This window comes from Mucilaginibacter myungsuensis (assembly GCF_015222005.1).
Lineage (GTDB): Bacteria > Bacteroidota > Bacteroidia > Sphingobacteriales > Sphingobacteriaceae > Mucilaginibacter > Mucilaginibacter myungsuensis.
In genome coordinates this window covers 145754-160664 of the sequence record NZ_JADFFL010000005.1, presented here as the reverse complement: position 1 = coordinate 160664, position 14911 = coordinate 145754, and the positions used below count along the sequence as shown (strand labels likewise).

Genomic DNA, 14911 nt, shown 5'->3' with positions numbered 1-14911 from the left:
GTGCTGTGATTACTTAAAGGGGTCTGACGGTAATTTAATACCGAACACTTTTTATTCTTACACTTCCCGGCCTTCGAGCCGGGTTTTTTATTGAACTAATTGGTGAAAAATTGCGCTTTAAAGGCCACTGGCGTAAGCGCAGTTTTGTTTTTAAATAGCTTATTAAAGGATTGCGGATATTCGAAGCCCAACTCGTAAGCGATTTCTGCGACGGAAAGGTTGGTGTTCGTCAAATATTCTTTCGACTTGTTGATCACTTTTTGATGAATGTGTTGCTGCGCGCTTTGCCCTGTTAAAGACCGCAGCATATCGCTTAAGTAACGTGGTGATAGGTTAAGCTGATCTGCCAGATATTCTACGGTAGGCAAACCACTTTTCAAACCCTGACGGGTGTCCAGATAATGAGTAAGCATCGTTTCCAGTTTGGTAAGCAGATCATGATTAACAGCTTTGCGGGTAACAAATTGCCGTTTGTAAAACCGGTTGCCGTAATTCAGCAATACCTCTAAATAAGAAACGAGTAGGTCCTGGCTAAAATCGTCGATGTTATTGGTGAGTTCCTGTCCGATGTTTTCCAGCACCGATACAATAGTCTCCTTCTCTTTTTCCGATAAGTGCAGCGCTTCATTAGTATCGTAAGAGAAGAAACCGTATTTACTGATACCGGTACCCAACTGATATCCGCGCAAAAAGTCAGGATGAATTAACAGGGAAAGCCCGTAGTATTCCGTATCCTTGTCAATGGCTAAAAGCTGATGAGGTGCGGTAAAGATCATACCGCCCTCATCAAAGTCGTAATAGCCCTGCCCATAACCAATCCTGCCGTTCAGCGTGTGCTTGTAAGATATCTTGTAGAAGTCCAGGATCAAGGTTTCCGGGAAACGTTCCCGCTCAATATTCAACTTGGTATTATCTACCAAACTGATCAGCGGATGGGCCGGACCAGGCAGGCCAACCAGCCGGTGTAGTTCCGTGATGCTATGGATCGTTACAGGAGGCTGATTGGACTTTTTCATGTTGCTAATTTAAAACTTTCCGTCGCCAAACACCATACTGCCAAGTTCCTTGCGGAATGCTTCTGCGCCAATTGCATTCCTTCTTTCATACAACCGTTTAGCGTCTTCGCCAGCCACGTAGCGTATTTGGTCTTTACCGTCTGTTGCCGCTTCATAAACCACGCCAGCGATTTGCTCTGCCGGAGAAAGATTATCCTCTACGAATAAACCAAACACTTTTTGCATAGCTGCTTCATAAGCCGGATGAGTTACCGGATCAAGGGAACGGCCTATAAAGTCCGTTTTGATGCCACCCGGGGCTACGGTTTTAACCCCGATATTGAACAGGCCTAACTCGAATGACAAACTTTCACTCCAGCCTTCCAATGCCCATTTTGTGGCGTGATAAATTGAGTTTAAGGGAAAAGTTAAAAAGCCGCCCATAGAAGTGGTTGTGATAAAAAGGCCACTTTGCTTTTCCCTGAAGTAAGGAATGAAAGCCCTCGTCACCTGTATGACACCCAAAAGATTGGTATTTAGCTGACGAGCCAGTTGTTCATCGCTTACCGCTTCCAGCGGGCCGACAAGCCCGTAACCGGCATTATTAAACACAACATCGATGTCTTGCATGGCAATCGCTTTGCTCACGATATCGTTGATCTGCCCGGTATTGGTTACGTCCAGCGGAAGCAGCGTGACATTTTCCAGTTGTCGCAGTTCTGTATCGTTGTCCGGATTGCGCATGGTTGCGATAACATTCCAGCCCTCACTTTGAAAAAGTTTGGCGGTTACTTTACCTAATCCTGTTGAGGCGCCTGTGATAAAAATTGTTTTGCTCATTTTTTTTCTAATTTGATAAGACAAAGTTCAGCAGCAGAAACGCCATACATGTATCCGTACTGAGTTTGTAAGTATCCAAAATAACATATTGATGAAGCCATTCAACTCGTATGTTATATCACTGGATCAGGTTGTTTAAATTCACCCTACCAAAACTGGTATATAGTAACTTTCACCTTCTATTTTTCGGGGTTGAGGATCAGTTGTGTCCGGTTCAGCCTTGTTTCACTCTTCCCAGCCTCTTTCTGCCCATATTTTTGAATCAAATCAAAAAGATGAGAACTATGAAGATGATAAAAATTTCAGCCATGTGCGCCGCCATTGTGCTGACGCTTACTTCAGCTGTGTATGTAAGCCGCCAGAATTCTACCAATAGCAAAGCTTTGAATTCTGATTCGAGCGAGGGTTTTGCCGTGTTAGAGTTGTTTACTTCCGAGGGCTGTTCAAGTTGCCCGCCGGCTGAAGAGCTTTTGGAACGCGTTCAAAGAGAAGCAGGCGATAAACCTGTTTATATTTTGGCCTACCATGTAGATTATTGGAACCGGTTGGGCTGGAAAGATATATTCAGCAAACCTGATTTTTCAAAAAGGCAATACTGGTACCATAACAAGTTCACCAGTCAGGTGTATACACCCCAATTAATAGTGAATGGCTCGCAGGAGTTTGTAGGTTCAGATGAAGGAGCAATTAGAAATTCGTTATCTACAGCATTAAATCAAAAAGCAAGTACTGCGTTAAACTTAAAGGCGCTACAAAAACCTCAAGGCATTAACATTCACTATCAGTTAGCCGGTCAGCCGACACAAGGTCAACTGGTTGTTGCCTTAGTACAAAAACATGCGGTAAACAAAGTTAGAGCCGGTGAAAACGAAGGTCGAACTCTTAGTCATGCTCAGCTAGTACGGCAGTTACATGCATTTTCTTTAGGCCCCCAAGGACAAGGCGACGAGACAATTGCTTTGCCGAAGGAATTTGATTCACAAAATTGGGAGCTTATCGGCTTTATACAGAACGCGGATACAGGCGAAATATTAGCCGCTGCCAAAGCATCTGTTTCTTCACCTTCTGCTATTCTCTAACTCTTGTTCAACAATTAAAACATTTATAAAATCATGAAAACATCAATTAAATTTTCAGACAATCTCCGCTTTTTAGTTTTTACTATTCTGTTTATTGCAGCACTTGTGGGCTTAGGAACCCATGTAGCGAATGCACAACCCAAGAGGATAAAAAACATTGTATTAGTGCATGGTGCCTTTGCTGACGGCTCAGGCTGGAAACCAGTTTATGATATTTTGGTAAATAAAGGATATCACGTAAGTATCGTACAAAACCCTTTAACCTCATTAAAAGCAGATGTAGATGCTACCAACAGCGTAATTGACCGTCAAGACGGAAAGGTGATTTTAGTGGGCCATTCCTGGGGTGGAACCGTAATCACAGAAGCAGGAGTAAATGAAAAGGTAGCTGCATTAGTATACGTTGCTGCTTTTATGCCCGATAAAGGCGAAACTACGGGCAAATGGGTTGCCGCCGCGCCGGCAGCGCCAGAAGCCGGATTTACTGTGCCGGACCAATTCGGATTTGTTTACTTCGATCCCGCTAAATTTTACGGTGGTTTCGCTGCCGACCTGAGCCAGGCACAAAGCGATCTTATGAGTGCTTCGCAAGTGCCCATTATGGGTAAATGCTTTGAGGAACCGGTTGAACAGGTTGCCTGGAAAAATAAGCCAAGTTATGGCATTATCGCTACCCACGATAAAGCTTTGAGCCCATCAACCGAGCGTGCGATGTATGAACGGGCCAAGGCCAAGATCACTGAAATTAAAGGCAGCCACGTCATTTTCATTTCTCAGCCTGAAGAAGTGGCAGATGTAATTATTAAAGCCGCAAATGCATCGTGATAAAACACATCATCATTGATCCTTTAACATATTTAATATGAAAACTATAGAAAGCGTTTTTGTGAACGGACAGTTCATCAAACCACATGGCACACAAGTAGTGAAGATAACATCTCCTTTGGATGAGGAGGATATCGCTGAGATCACTTGTGCTGACGAGCAAGATACTTTATTTGCCATCGAAGCAGCCAAGGCTGCTCTTCCCGCATTCGCAGCTAGTACGAAAGGCGAACGAATTGCTTACTTAAAAAGGATCAGCATTGAAATTGAAGCGCGAATAGACGACCTGATCAACGCTACGATTTTAGAATATGGCGCACCAAACGAGCGCGCAAAATGGGCCAACCTGATCGCTGCTTCCACTTTTGACAACCAGGCAAAACTACTGGAGAACTATGCTTTTACCAAGCAGGTAAATGAATCGACAGTAGTTATGGAACCTGTTGGAGTCTCCGCTTTATTCACACCGTGGAACGCTGTCGCAGGATCCATCGCTATAAAAGTTGCAGCTGCCATAGCAGCAGGCTGTACAGTGATACGCAAACCAAGTGAGTTTGGAGCGTGGCAGGCACAAATAATTATGGAATGTATAGCTGCTGCTGGCCTCCCTGCGGGTGTTATCAATATGGTAAACGGCGACGGAGCAGTGATCACCAAACCGATCATGGAAAGCCGCGAGGTCACTAAAATTTCTTTCAGAGTTCTACAGTGATAGGTAAATTATTATCTAGGCAAGCGGTTGATACCATGAAACGCGTAACACTGGAACTAGGCGGAAAATCAGCAAACATTATCCTGGAGGATGCAGATCTGAACAAAGCGATTCCGATGGCCCTGCAAGCGGCTTTTATGAACAACGGGCAGGCGTGTATTGCGGGCACCAGGCTATTGGTACCCGAAGCAAAGATCGACGAAGTGAAACAACTATTGATCCAGGGAGCCGCTCAATTTGCTGTCGGCGATCCTTCTGCCGCTGAGGTCAAGATTGGCCCCGTAGCAAGTCAGAGACGGTATGACCGGATTCAAAAATACATCCAGATCGGCATTAATGAAGGCGCTGAACTGCTTGTGGATGGTTTGGGACAGCCTGATGGTCTGGAAAAAGGGTATTACGTCAAGCCAACGATTTTTACGGGTGTCCAAAATGAAATGACCATTGCCCGCGAGGAGATTTTTGGCCCCGTACTTTCTGTACTTACATATCGTGATGAAGATGAAGCGATTAAGATAGCCAACGACTCTGAATATGGTTTAATGGCTTACGTAAGTTCGGCCGATGATGATCGTGCGCGAAAAGTTGCACTTGAACTTAAAGCAGGCAGGGTATTAGTTAACACTTTAAAACATGACCCACTAGCTCCATTGGAGGTTTCAAAAGCTCGGGTATCGGCCGGGAGAACGGCCTTATAGGAATGGAGAAATTTTTAGAACCAAAAACAGTAATTAAGTAATAAATATTTTTTTAAAAGAGTTTGTGTTAAAGTCGATTTGATGATGTATCATGCGGTTGGTCCGCCTTCCTTGATCACGATTTGAGCAATTGGAGTTCTTATGCCATCATTGAACTGGCTGACGATACGGTACATATTCATAAAGTAATTCTCATCAAATGCCTGTTCTTCATTCAAATAAGTATATCCTTCCCATAAAGCTTCAAGATAATACAGTACTTCTTTGGAAGGCCCATTCAATTGACTGATCTGTTTTTCACTGTAAGCCTGGTATAATTCATCATCAGTGGTGAAAATATTTTCTATCGCACTTGATGCCTTCGCTCCTGTAAACTGATAGAATTTATAAGTAGTCCCTGGTTTGGAATGACTACACTCCGGCCCTGTAAGCGGCCTAATGCGGCTTTCGCGTTACCCAATTGACTGTAAATTTCTACATCTTCATAAAGGTGTTTGTCAATTGGTAGTTCTGGCAAAGTATTCCATGGAACGTTCCGGTCAGGATTGACTTTGTATGGCATAAACAAATAAACTTTATTCACCTCAAAATGTGGAACTTTTAAGGTGAAACCAATTTTGGGCATTAAAGCACTTCCCAAAAGAACCATTCACCTTAAAAAATGAAAAATTTAAGGTAAGGGAGATATTTGCCATTAAACGCGGAGGAAACCTTTTGATTGCGCTAAAGGTTGCAATAGGTATTACCGATGTTTATTAAATCATTGAATGATGGCTAATACAAAAATCGCTGCAAAGAGTAAAGGTTTATTGGTTGGCGTTTAGGCCGGTCTAACCGTTGCCCTGAGCTAAAATATTCAAAACCTGCATCCGGTAAAGCTTGCCGATGGGGATCACATCGATTCCTATGTTAATTTCATCCTGCGTATAAGAATCGATCTTATCAAGCGCTATCAGATAAGAACGATGAACCCGGATGAATGATGCAGGCAGCATAGCTTCAAGCGATGTGATCGCATACTTGGTTATGACCGGGCCTTTAGTGGTGTTTATTTTGACGTAATCTTTTAAGCTCTCGATGTATAGAATATCATTAAGCATGACCTTTACCATCTTTCGGTCGGCCCGGAAATAAAGGAAAGCATGATCAGTGGAATCCTGGGCATTAAAAGGAGTTTGGTCATCATAGCTTGCGTCCTGCTCGGGCAATGCCTTCATGACCGCTTTCAGGAACCGATCAAAACGGATGGGCTTGACCAGGTAATCTGTAACATCAAGCTCAAAGGCCCTGACCGCATATTGTTCAAAAGCGGTCGTCAGGACTATCTTTGGCGGATTGACCAATGTGCCGATCAGATCCAACCCCGTGACCTGTGGCATCTGAATATCAAGAAATAGCAGATCGATGTGGTGTTGTTTTAGCATGCTAATTGCCTGCACGGCATTACCGCATTCCCCGATGAGGCTAAGCATCGGTACCTGGCTGATATAACGCCGCAGTACCTCCCTTGCGGGTGGCTCGTCATCAATGATGAGGCAATTGTATTTCTTGATCGGTTGCATAATAAACATTATTGACCACTTGAGCACGTGCGGTTGTCAGTGTGATCGTCAGATTGACAATGTACATTTCTTCTTCGTTATTGACCGCCAACTCATGTTGACCCGGATACAAAAGCTCCAGACGTTTGCGGACATTGGCGATCCCGATCCCAGGGTTCGAATTGTTAACGGTGGCAGGCTTGCCATTGATCAGTTTCATCGACAGTTCATTGTTATTTATATAAACAGCAAGACTGATCCAGGGGTGCTCGGTTACCTGGCTTGCACCGTGTTTGAAGGCATTTTCAACAAAGGGTAACAGCAATAGCGGGGCGATCAAATGATCGGTAAATTTTGGCATTTGAATAGATAAGTCTAAACCCTCATCATAGCGGGTCGACTCCAGCTGAAAATAATCTTTGATCATTTTCAGCTCTTTATCAAGCGGCACTAACGGCCTGCTACAATCGTAAAGGATATAACGGAGTATTTGAGACAGGCCCATGATCATGCCCGATGCTTTCTCGGATACTTCCTGTGTGAACGAGTAAATATTATTAAGCGTATTGAACAGGAAATGAGGGTGCAGCTGTGCTTTCAGCATTTGCAGTTCAGCATTCGCTTTTTCCTTTTCCAGCAACAAGGCAGCTTGCTGCCTTTCATAGAAGCACTTCATCAACTTGATCGCAGCGGCTACACCGCCTACCGTAATACTACCCCGCAGACCAGCCAGCATGGCTACACCGAACTGTACGTAAAATGCAGGATGAGGCTCACGGGCAACGAGCGGAGATATCTTATCCGCATTCAGATGACGTATGTAGTCGATAACAGTCATTGACAAGGTTGCAGATAATGCTGCCGTTAAAAAAACTAATACGACCGCGCTTGTAGTAGCCCATCCATATTTGCCTGGCAACACCAGTTTAGGAATGACCAGGTACATTAGTGTATAAGCCAAAAATATACTTGGGATCAAGTACATCAGGGTTTCCGGCGAGGTGATGATCAAGCGATGGAGAAATGATTGTCGCTGCAACGCAGGCGACGGCGAGAACGAGTACAGCAAAAGTTGAAACAGGAACCAGAGCAGCCAAAAGCTGAGATGCCGCGACAACCGCCATTTGATACTGTTTGAATAAATAAATGGTATTTGCTGCATCGAACTTAATTATCATACTAAGATACATATAGGCTATCAAAGCAAACTATTTCCGGCGACATATTCGACAAACGTAACTAAGCAGTCTATCAGATCATTTCGTCGACGACGAAATGATCTGATAGACGAAGATCAGGTGTATGTTTTCGAAATGGCTGCGTCAGGCTACTTTCCGGATCTCATATGACCAACGCCGATACATTTGAATAAAAACGATCACTATGAAATCATTATTCACCTTAATTATTTTGACCTCTTTATCGCTTGGTGCGTTCGCGCAGATCGATACAACGAGCTACCAAAAGGAACGACAAGAGATCCGGCAACTCCTGCGGAGCCAGGGACCAGGCACAAATATAGATTGCGCGGATATGATCGCGGTCGGTCCTAAAGGCGATATTTCGTTCACCCGTCAGCAATGGATAGAAGCGCAGAAAAAGGAAAAACTGGTATTCAAGTCTGTTAGGCCTATACCTGGCAATGAGTTCATCAGGATCTATGATGGCACGACCGCCGTTGTCAATTTGCTGATCAATGTTAACATTCTTGTTGATGGCCGTGATCTGAGTATTAAGGTCCGCCGGTTGGAAGTCTACCACAAGACCTCCGGTAACTGGTGCCGGGTAGCTGGCCAGGGCACGCAAGTGGATGAAAACCTTTTTCCGGTAAATACAAACCATTAACCTTAACCATATCACCATGAAAAGAGTAAACAGGTCCATTCTCGCGTTTGTCTTAGTCAGTACATTGTTACTCGTCGTAGCCTGTAAAAAAGATAAAACACAAAAAGATCCGGACAAAGACACAAAATCTCTTTACAGCTTTTCCAACACTGAATATACCGGTCTTGCGAATGTTGGCAATCATTATTTTCCCAGGCCGCTGTCTTTACGGTTCGGGGCTAAAGATAGCGTCACCGCATGGTCGCATTTAACGCTTTCCGTATGGCGCCGGGGCGACGTTCGCGGAAAAATTACTAAAGTAGAAGAGGGTGCTCAGGGCGAAACCACCGTTACGATCCTGTTTGATCTGCCCGGTGATGAGCAATTCAACTCGCCGCAGGTATATACAATTTCTGCTGATAAGAAAACCATCACCGGTGGCTCTTCACCCATCATTTCTATGGTAGACATGAAATTATTCCCGAAAGATGCCCCAAGTATTGTCGGCGTATGGTCACAACCACAGCATCCAGACTGGTTTCCGGATGTGAATGTGATCGCATTTGACAAAAACGGGCAAACCAATTATACCCAGGGTGGCAAACCTGTATATTACGTTTATGATGATAAGATCCTTTGGAGAGAGAACTATAAGCAGGATGGCTCACGCCTTAGGTTCGCTGGGATAAACCCGGATGTTGCCGCGCCCTTAGTCACCATTATTCCTTACTATGGCGTTCTCTCCAGCGATGGGAAGATATTATATGTTGACGCGTACGACTTTGCAGGAGCCCGGATAACTACGACTTTAAGTACATTCGAATGGTATGGGCCTAAAAGGGTAACGCCATGGTTGATAAAGCAATAGCTTCGGTCGAAGATAGTGCGCGTGGTCGGGCTCGAACCAGAGACCCAATTAAAAACATACCGGATTTTTTAGTATTTTCGCGACTATATCGGTATTTTTGTGATGTCGAAAAGGTGATACACCAAAACGGCCACCGAGGTCGGTTGTATTCACTGTAAGTTATTGAAATTCAGTACGAAATAGAGATGTGAGTGTAGCCCAGGTGGGCGCACAAATTGAAGTAGCAACAGCTACCAGAACCCTCTAAATAGCTTATTTAGGGGGTTTTTTCATTAATTATCCCCCTACCAACCCCAAAGAAAGCCAAACTTCTGAGCACCTAACTGAGCACCTCTTTTAAGTTTTTAACTTAGGTGCTCAGTTTTGATTCAACATACTGAAATGCAATTGATTACAGTATTGTATTAGGTTTCATCGGCCACTTTACATGCACAGAATATGTAGCCTGCTACATCAATTTGAACATTTAAAAAGGAGATAAACAATGAAAACATCACAATCATTTAGAGTACACTTTGTAGTTAGAGCCTATAAAGCGAAAAATGGTAAAGCTCCGCTCTACGCGGCAGTAACAGTAAATAAGGAAAAATGCCTCATTGGATTAAAAGAAAGCGTTCCTATAGAGATGTGGGATGTTGACAAAGGATACCCAAAGGGAACCCGGGACCAAGTTAAGAAGCTTACAACATTCCTTGAAGAGGTACGCTTGAAGTTGGGAAATTGTTATAAGGAATTGCAATTGAAAGGAAAATTCATTGACACGAGATCAATCAAGAGCCTTTTCCTTGGTGAGAAGGAAGAAGCCTTTACACTCAGCAGCCTAATGAACTACCATAATGAAACAGCTACCTCAGATTTAAAGTGGAGTACGCTAAAGCATTACTATGTTACCCAGCGTTACTTAAAAAAGTTTTTAGATGAGCATTATAAGACTACTGACATTTATCTGCGTGAGCTAAATTACAAGTTCGTCAAAGATTTTGAAGTTTTCTTGCGGAATCACAAGCCGAAGGACCATCAAAAGCCGCTTAACAACAACGGCGTGATGAAACACATCATCAGGTTGAAGAAAATGACTAATCTGGCATTAAATCTTCACTGGATAGATTTAGACCCGTTCGCTACTTATAAACTTAAAATCCAAAAAGTTAATAGAGAGCAGCTTTCAGAAGTTGAATTGAAAGCTATTGAAGAAAAGAAGTTTGGAATTGAGCGCCTCGAAATGGTTAGGGATATGTTCGTCTTCTGCTGTTATACTGGCCTATCTTATGTTGACGTAAGTAATCTTGAGCCGGAACATGTTGTCACTGGTGCGGATGGCGACCGCTGGATTAGGACTTGCAGGGAAAAGACACTTATACCTGTGATAGTACCATTACTGCCAAAAGCTTTAGCTATACTTGATAAATATAAACACAACCAGCGTGCTTTATATGATGGTCGGGTCTTTCCAAAGATATCGAATCAGAAAGTTAACAGCTATTTGAAGGAGATTGCTGATCGATGCGATATAATCAAAAACGTTACTTTTCACATCGCAAGGCACACCTTTGCTACAACAGTTACTTTATCTAATGGCGTACCTATAGAAACTGTAAGCAAAATCTTAGGCCATACTAAGATTACAACTACGCAGATTTACGCTAAGGTGGTTGAACGAAAGTTGAAAGAAGACATGAAAATGCTTCAAAGCAAATTATCACAATAACTAGAGCTACAACAATTCCATCTGTCAGTCAGCTCTAAAAAGGCTTTGCGTTTGCAAAGCCTTTTTTAATACAAGTTAAATTATGTAGATAATAAATAGTTATTTGTTATTGAAAATGTCTCGTATAAAAGTGGAAAAACGGATTGAGTCCGCTTTGCGATTTACCTTCTGACCATCCAAACAGCTAATTGTCCTATACTATATTCAAAATCATGATCACTGATCCGAATGCTACTAGGGGTACATATCTTCTATTTAGGTTAAATCTAATACCAATTTAGTAGAATTTTAGATAGTCCCGCTAACTGCAATTGCGAAGCTTACTAATTTAGTTATTACCTGCTGCTTCCAATTCCTTAGAAAGCGTTTCACCTTAAATCTTCTCCTGCATTTAAATTGATCTCTCCCACTATATAGGCGTTCTCATTTAATACGTTGAACTTAAGAATCGTCCAAATATCGATAAGAATTGATGTTCTAATGTAGGCTAAGGCTTCCTCATCGGTTAATGTACTCCCATCGGCGGTCTTTTTCCATCTGACAGGTTCGACATCCAGCCTTAATTGTGCGTCAGCCAAAGTAATTGGCGCAACGGAAATTTCTAACAGACCTTCATACCAATTTTGATTGGTTTTAAACTCCATATTGAACGCCTGCGAAAAATCACAAACCACGACCTTGCCGCGCAATTGCTCGCTAAAAGAGGTATAAATAGGAATATTATCAAACTTGCCTAAGTAAAAGTTTGATTCATCTTCGGGAACTCCCAGTTCTTTCAATTTCGAAATGAACCGCTCGTCTTTCAAAAAAACTTCATCCTTGTAGGAATATTGCGGGGAGAGCAAAATTAGATCTGGTTGCACATCTACCGACTTCAACGTTTCAATGGCACGCACCAGTACTTTGACGAGTGATCTCCCTTTAATTTGCTCAGGATCGGATTTTATTATTTCTCTGAAGAAATAATCGTCTTCCCAACGGCCAAGTTTTCCACCCATATCCGACATATTAAATATTTCCCTGTGATGCGCACCCTGAATAAAGGCCGATTTACCACCCTCCAGGATTATTTTACTTCCGATCTTGTAAAGATCATCGTCATCTCCGGTACGATCAACCGTATTGTTGCGGCTCTTGAACAATTTGGTAATGTGTGCAGCATTTTTCCAGGAATTGCCAACGTGGGTTTTAAATGTTGTCAAGCGCAAATCATCTAAATCCGCATTAGCGATTTCCTGATAGGTGTTGATCGAATTTTTTCGTTTACCCTCTTTAAAAATTGCAATGATGTTATTGACGCGCTCTACTAAATTATTTTGAGAGTCTGTGTTCAAAACATCTGTCCATTTCTCCCAATAATTTCGAAAATATACGCCTTCATCTGTTAAGGACTGATATGCTGCGGCCAATTGTTGTAATTGTTCAGTTGTTAATCCAGCGGTATTGATAAACGAATTATTTTCTCGGATCATTTCAGCCAGGAAACCAAAAGTCAACCACTCCGATGAACTGATCATGTGGGTTTCGCCGGATTTATCCTGGAACATTGTCCAACTGTTCCAATTTAGGTATCCCTGCATTCGGTATTCCCTAAAGAACAGGAGGTCTCGTAATAACTCTGTCCAATCTCTAAATGGTATACTAATCCTATCGAGCAGTGTAATTAGCGTCGGGCTGTTGATCTTACCCAACCGATAAGAATAGTAAAGCCAATATTTCGTCCCGCTTATAACGTGCCGTTTATAAGTTTGAAACTGGTATAAAGCCGAATAATCTTTCTGAAGTTTAACAAGTATCCCTTTATCCTGATCGGCTACAGGCTTCCGTTTATATTCTCGGATGTCATCTTTTAGAGCAAAGAGCTTTCCCGTGTTTCGGTCGTCCAGTGATTCCAGGTGGTCGATTGCTTCTAGAAAGTGTTTGGCATCGCCGTGATGGATCATGTAAAATAATAATCTACCATAGGCCCCGAAGCCAGAATAATAAAATTGGTTGATCCGGTTGATGTCAGGCTTGTTTTTTTTACTTCTGGCTCGAAAAGTAACTAATTGGATGATCTCTTTTAAATACAGCGAACTGATAGCGACTGAGTGTTGCTGAATCTTGGTGTAGGTGCTTTTTCCAACTTCATTATTGAAAGTTTGAAAATAAAGATTGGGTATAAAATCTATATATGTTTTGAAGTGATCCAGATGGAGGTGGTCAATACTAGCATAGATGACCTTTAACATGAATTCGTTTAGCGCGGTGTAGCCTTTGACATTTGATGATTCACAGACCTTCACAAATGCGCTCCAGACATTGGCATCAATGCCATCGGTAATCTTTAATTCTTTACTCATTTGTCTGAATTTTTCATTTCTAGCATATACATATCAAGGTAGGAATCTAAAATCTGTTCAATTCCTCTCATCTTACCATCTTCTGTCCGTTCCTCCAATTTTTCATCAAAATATTTGCGGGCATTAAGTTGTATCTCTGTCGGCGTTTCTTTTACTTGTTTGAGCACAAGGCTGCTTTTTAGTACTTTTTTATCTTCTTTAGCATTGGATCGTCCCTTTACCCAAATGTAATTGTCACTTTGATTTGTTAGTGCATCAAGTTGAAGACGCTGAAAATATATTTGCCCTTCCTTCTTTTTCTGATCCATGAAATGAGCTAGTTGGGTCATGTTGATATCAATAACTTGCAAATGTGGTTCCTCAGATGGTTCAGTACCGTCATCAATAACCGACATGGAAAATGAATGTGGCGAATCTTCGAAAGCATGTGAAAAAGTATATTCTATGGCCTTATATTTCGCTAATAGATTTTTGAATTGCTCGGCACTATATTTAACTCTTAAAGCGGCTAGCAGATTTTTTTTCTCCTGTATCAAGAGGTAATCACGGTAGATTTTGTCAATTGCCTTAACGTTGGTAAAGTTTATTATCGACCTGAAAAGTAAGGCAATAAGCACAAGTATAAACAGCACAAATAAAGTTCCGACAAGTACCATACGATTAAATAGTTTTTCGCCAACCGTATCACGAAGACAGGATATAACAATTAGTAGCCCGATAGTTGATAATACGAAATAAATGATGCCATATAATCGTGATTTTGCAAACAAAACCTCATAAGCATACGATTCTTTCACAGCCATATTGCTGATAACCAGACCTGTTACAGTTAAGATCATTCCAACAATAGTTGCGAGGTTGGAAGTGCGTTGATCAATAAGTGTCGCGATAGACTTATTTTCAGACTTGAATACAAGATGCAGGATTTCCTCTAGTGGGAATAACATACAAAAGCTAAAGGCAATCAATACTATCAGCATAATTTTCCACCAGCCTTTTCGCGCACAGATCTTTTCCATTTTACTGCGAAATTGTCCGGTTGACGTATCGGCAATCAGGTCTGCGTGATGGACTTTTAAATATCGTTCTACTCGGTGATTGAGCCAACCGTAATGGTCTCGGGTATTAATCATGTTTAACGTTCAGGAATGCTAATATAGGAAATGCTAAATACTTAACAACATGAGAAAAGAAGCTATTGTGAAGGCTAGAATACATCTATTTTTATTTGTGGAGAATTTGGAGAATTGCGCGATTGGCATCCCGGTTTTTGCAAATAGACCTTGCCCGTATCCTGAACTCTTCAAATACTAATGGCGAACATGCGGCTATTACTAGGAAACATTTGAGGATAGTTCCTGTACAATGGAGATAGAGTAAACGAACCCAATGGCGGCACGCCAAATACTCATTAAATAATTAGATGAAAGCTCAATGCGAATCGAGAATAGATTTATGGAATCTACTGCTCAAGTTATT

At 42.0% G+C, this 14911-nt stretch carries 12 protein-coding genes and 2 pseudogenes; 6 read left to right on the top strand and 8 right to left on the bottom strand.

The window, feature by feature from the left end; all coding sequences use genetic code 11:
- Nucleotides 1–95 precede the first annotated feature (95 nt).
- Together IRJ16_RS14200 and IRJ16_RS14195 are read right to left on the bottom strand one after the other, a co-directional pair.
- Nucleotides 96–1016 (bottom strand): helix-turn-helix domain-containing protein, encoded by a 921-nt coding sequence (locus IRJ16_RS14200; protein WP_194112267.1) that lies wholly within the window; start codon nt 1014–1016, stop codon nt 96–98.
- Between the two features lie 9 nt (nt 1017–1025).
- Nucleotides 1026–1835 (bottom strand): SDR family oxidoreductase, encoded by an 810-nt coding sequence (locus IRJ16_RS14195; protein WP_194112266.1) that lies wholly within the window; start codon nt 1833–1835, stop codon nt 1026–1028.
- Between the two features lie 284 nt (nt 1836–2119).
- On the opposite strand from IRJ16_RS14195, the gene IRJ16_RS14190 reads away from it, so the two are divergent.
- The 3 genes and pseudogenes from IRJ16_RS14190 to IRJ16_RS23200 all read left to right on the top strand — a co-directional run bounded on the left by IRJ16_RS14190 (nt 2120) and on the right by IRJ16_RS23200 (nt 5149).
- The gene (locus IRJ16_RS14190) at nt 2120–2914 is read left to right on the top strand and encodes a DUF1223 domain-containing protein (protein WP_194112265.1); all 795 of its coding nucleotides are present in this window, start codon (nt 2120–2122) and stop codon (nt 2912–2914) included.
- 33 nt (nt 2915–2947) lie between these two features.
- Nucleotides 2948–3739: an alpha/beta fold hydrolase gene (locus IRJ16_RS14185; RefSeq protein WP_194112264.1), complete on the top strand. Its 792-nt coding sequence runs from the start codon at nt 2948–2950 to the stop codon at nt 3737–3739.
- 37 nt (nt 3740–3776) lie between these two features.
- Nucleotides 3777–5149: pseudogene (locus IRJ16_RS23200) on the top strand (aldehyde dehydrogenase family protein).
- Between the two features lie 89 nt (nt 5150–5238).
- Here IRJ16_RS23200 and IRJ16_RS22915 read toward each other — a convergent pair.
- From IRJ16_RS22915 to IRJ16_RS14165, 4 genes and pseudogenes are all read right to left on the bottom strand, one after another.
- The gene (locus IRJ16_RS22915) at nt 5239–5430 is read right to left on the bottom strand and encodes a hypothetical protein (RefSeq protein ID WP_262893665.1); all 192 of its coding nucleotides are present in this window, start codon (nt 5428–5430) and stop codon (nt 5239–5241) included.
- 3 nt (nt 5431–5433) lie between these two features.
- Nucleotides 5434–5711: pseudogene (locus IRJ16_RS23195) on the bottom strand (Fic/DOC family N-terminal domain-containing protein); the annotation flags it as partial.
- 268 nt (nt 5712–5979) lie between these two features.
- Nucleotides 5980–6711, bottom strand: coding sequence for a LytR/AlgR family response regulator transcription factor (locus tag IRJ16_RS14170; protein WP_194112263.1), 732 nt, complete (start codon nt 6709–6711; stop codon nt 5980–5982).
- The gene (locus IRJ16_RS14165; protein ID WP_228080152.1) at nt 6674–7675 is read right to left on the bottom strand and encodes a sensor histidine kinase; all 1002 of its coding nucleotides are present in this window, start codon (nt 7673–7675) and stop codon (nt 6674–6676) included. The genes IRJ16_RS14170 and IRJ16_RS14165 overlap by 38 nt, the downstream gene beginning before the upstream one ends.
- A 398-nt stretch (nt 7676–8073) precedes the next feature.
- Between IRJ16_RS14165 and IRJ16_RS14160 the strand changes: the two genes are divergently transcribed.
- The 3 genes from IRJ16_RS14160 to IRJ16_RS14150 all read left to right on the top strand — a co-directional run bounded on the left by IRJ16_RS14160 (nt 8074) and on the right by IRJ16_RS14150 (nt 11090).
- Entirely contained in the window at nt 8074–8535 is a 462-nt protein-coding gene (locus tag IRJ16_RS14160) for a nuclear transport factor 2 family protein (RefSeq protein WP_194112262.1), read from the top strand.
- Nucleotides 8536–8551: 16 nt separating this feature from the next.
- The gene (locus IRJ16_RS14155) at nt 8552–9382 is read left to right on the top strand and encodes a hypothetical protein (RefSeq protein WP_194112261.1); all 831 of its coding nucleotides are present in this window, start codon (nt 8552–8554) and stop codon (nt 9380–9382) included.
- Between the two features lie 484 nt (nt 9383–9866).
- A complete protein-coding gene (locus IRJ16_RS14150; protein ID WP_194112260.1) occupies nt 9867–11090 on the top strand; it encodes a site-specific integrase in 1224 nt (407 codons plus the stop codon).
- 368 nt (nt 11091–11458) lie between these two features.
- On the opposite strand, the gene IRJ16_RS14145 is transcribed toward IRJ16_RS14150, so the two are convergent.
- Entirely contained in the window at nt 11459–13432 is a 1974-nt protein-coding gene (locus IRJ16_RS14145) for a hypothetical protein (RefSeq protein ID WP_194112259.1), read from the bottom strand.
- The gene (locus tag IRJ16_RS14140; RefSeq protein ID WP_194112258.1) at nt 13429–14451 is read right to left on the bottom strand and encodes a hypothetical protein; all 1023 of its coding nucleotides are present in this window, start codon (nt 14449–14451) and stop codon (nt 13429–13431) included. Before IRJ16_RS14140 ends, IRJ16_RS14145 begins: the two co-directional genes overlap by 4 nt.
- Nucleotides 14452–14911: the final 460 nt, after the last annotated feature.

Coding starts and splice junctions, on each gene's coding strand:
- IRJ16_RS14200 (WP_194112267.1), bottom strand. CDS start 1,016: ATGAAAAAGTCCAATCAGCCTCCTGTAACGATCCATAGCATCACGGAA.
- IRJ16_RS14195 (WP_194112266.1), bottom strand. CDS start 1,835: ATGAGCAAAACAATTTTTATCACAGGCGCCTCAACAGGATTAGGTAAA.
- IRJ16_RS14190 (WP_194112265.1), top strand. CDS start 2,120: ATGAAGATGATAAAAATTTCAGCCATGTGCGCCGCCATTGTGCTGACG.
- IRJ16_RS14185 (WP_194112264.1), top strand. CDS start 2,948: ATGAAAACATCAATTAAATTTTCAGACAATCTCCGCTTTTTAGTTTTT.
- IRJ16_RS14170 (WP_194112263.1), bottom strand. CDS start 6,711: ATGCAACCGATCAAGAAATACAATTGCCTCATCATTGATGACGAGCCA.
- IRJ16_RS14165 (WP_228080152.1), bottom strand. CDS start 7,675: ATGTACTTGATCCCAAGTATATTTTTGGCTTATACACTAATGTACCTG.
- IRJ16_RS14160 (WP_194112262.1), top strand. CDS start 8,074: ATGAAATCATTATTCACCTTAATTATTTTGACCTCTTTATCGCTTGGT.
- IRJ16_RS14155 (WP_194112261.1), top strand. CDS start 8,552: ATGAAAAGAGTAAACAGGTCCATTCTCGCGTTTGTCTTAGTCAGTACA.
- IRJ16_RS14150 (WP_194112260.1), top strand. CDS start 9,867: ATGAAAACATCACAATCATTTAGAGTACACTTTGTAGTTAGAGCCTAT.
- IRJ16_RS14145 (WP_194112259.1), bottom strand. CDS start 13,432: ATGAGTAAAGAATTAAAGATTACCGATGGCATTGATGCCAATGTCTGG.
- IRJ16_RS14140 (WP_194112258.1), bottom strand. CDS start 14,451: ATGGAAAAGATCTGTGCGCGAAAAGGCTGGTGGAAAATTATGCTGATA.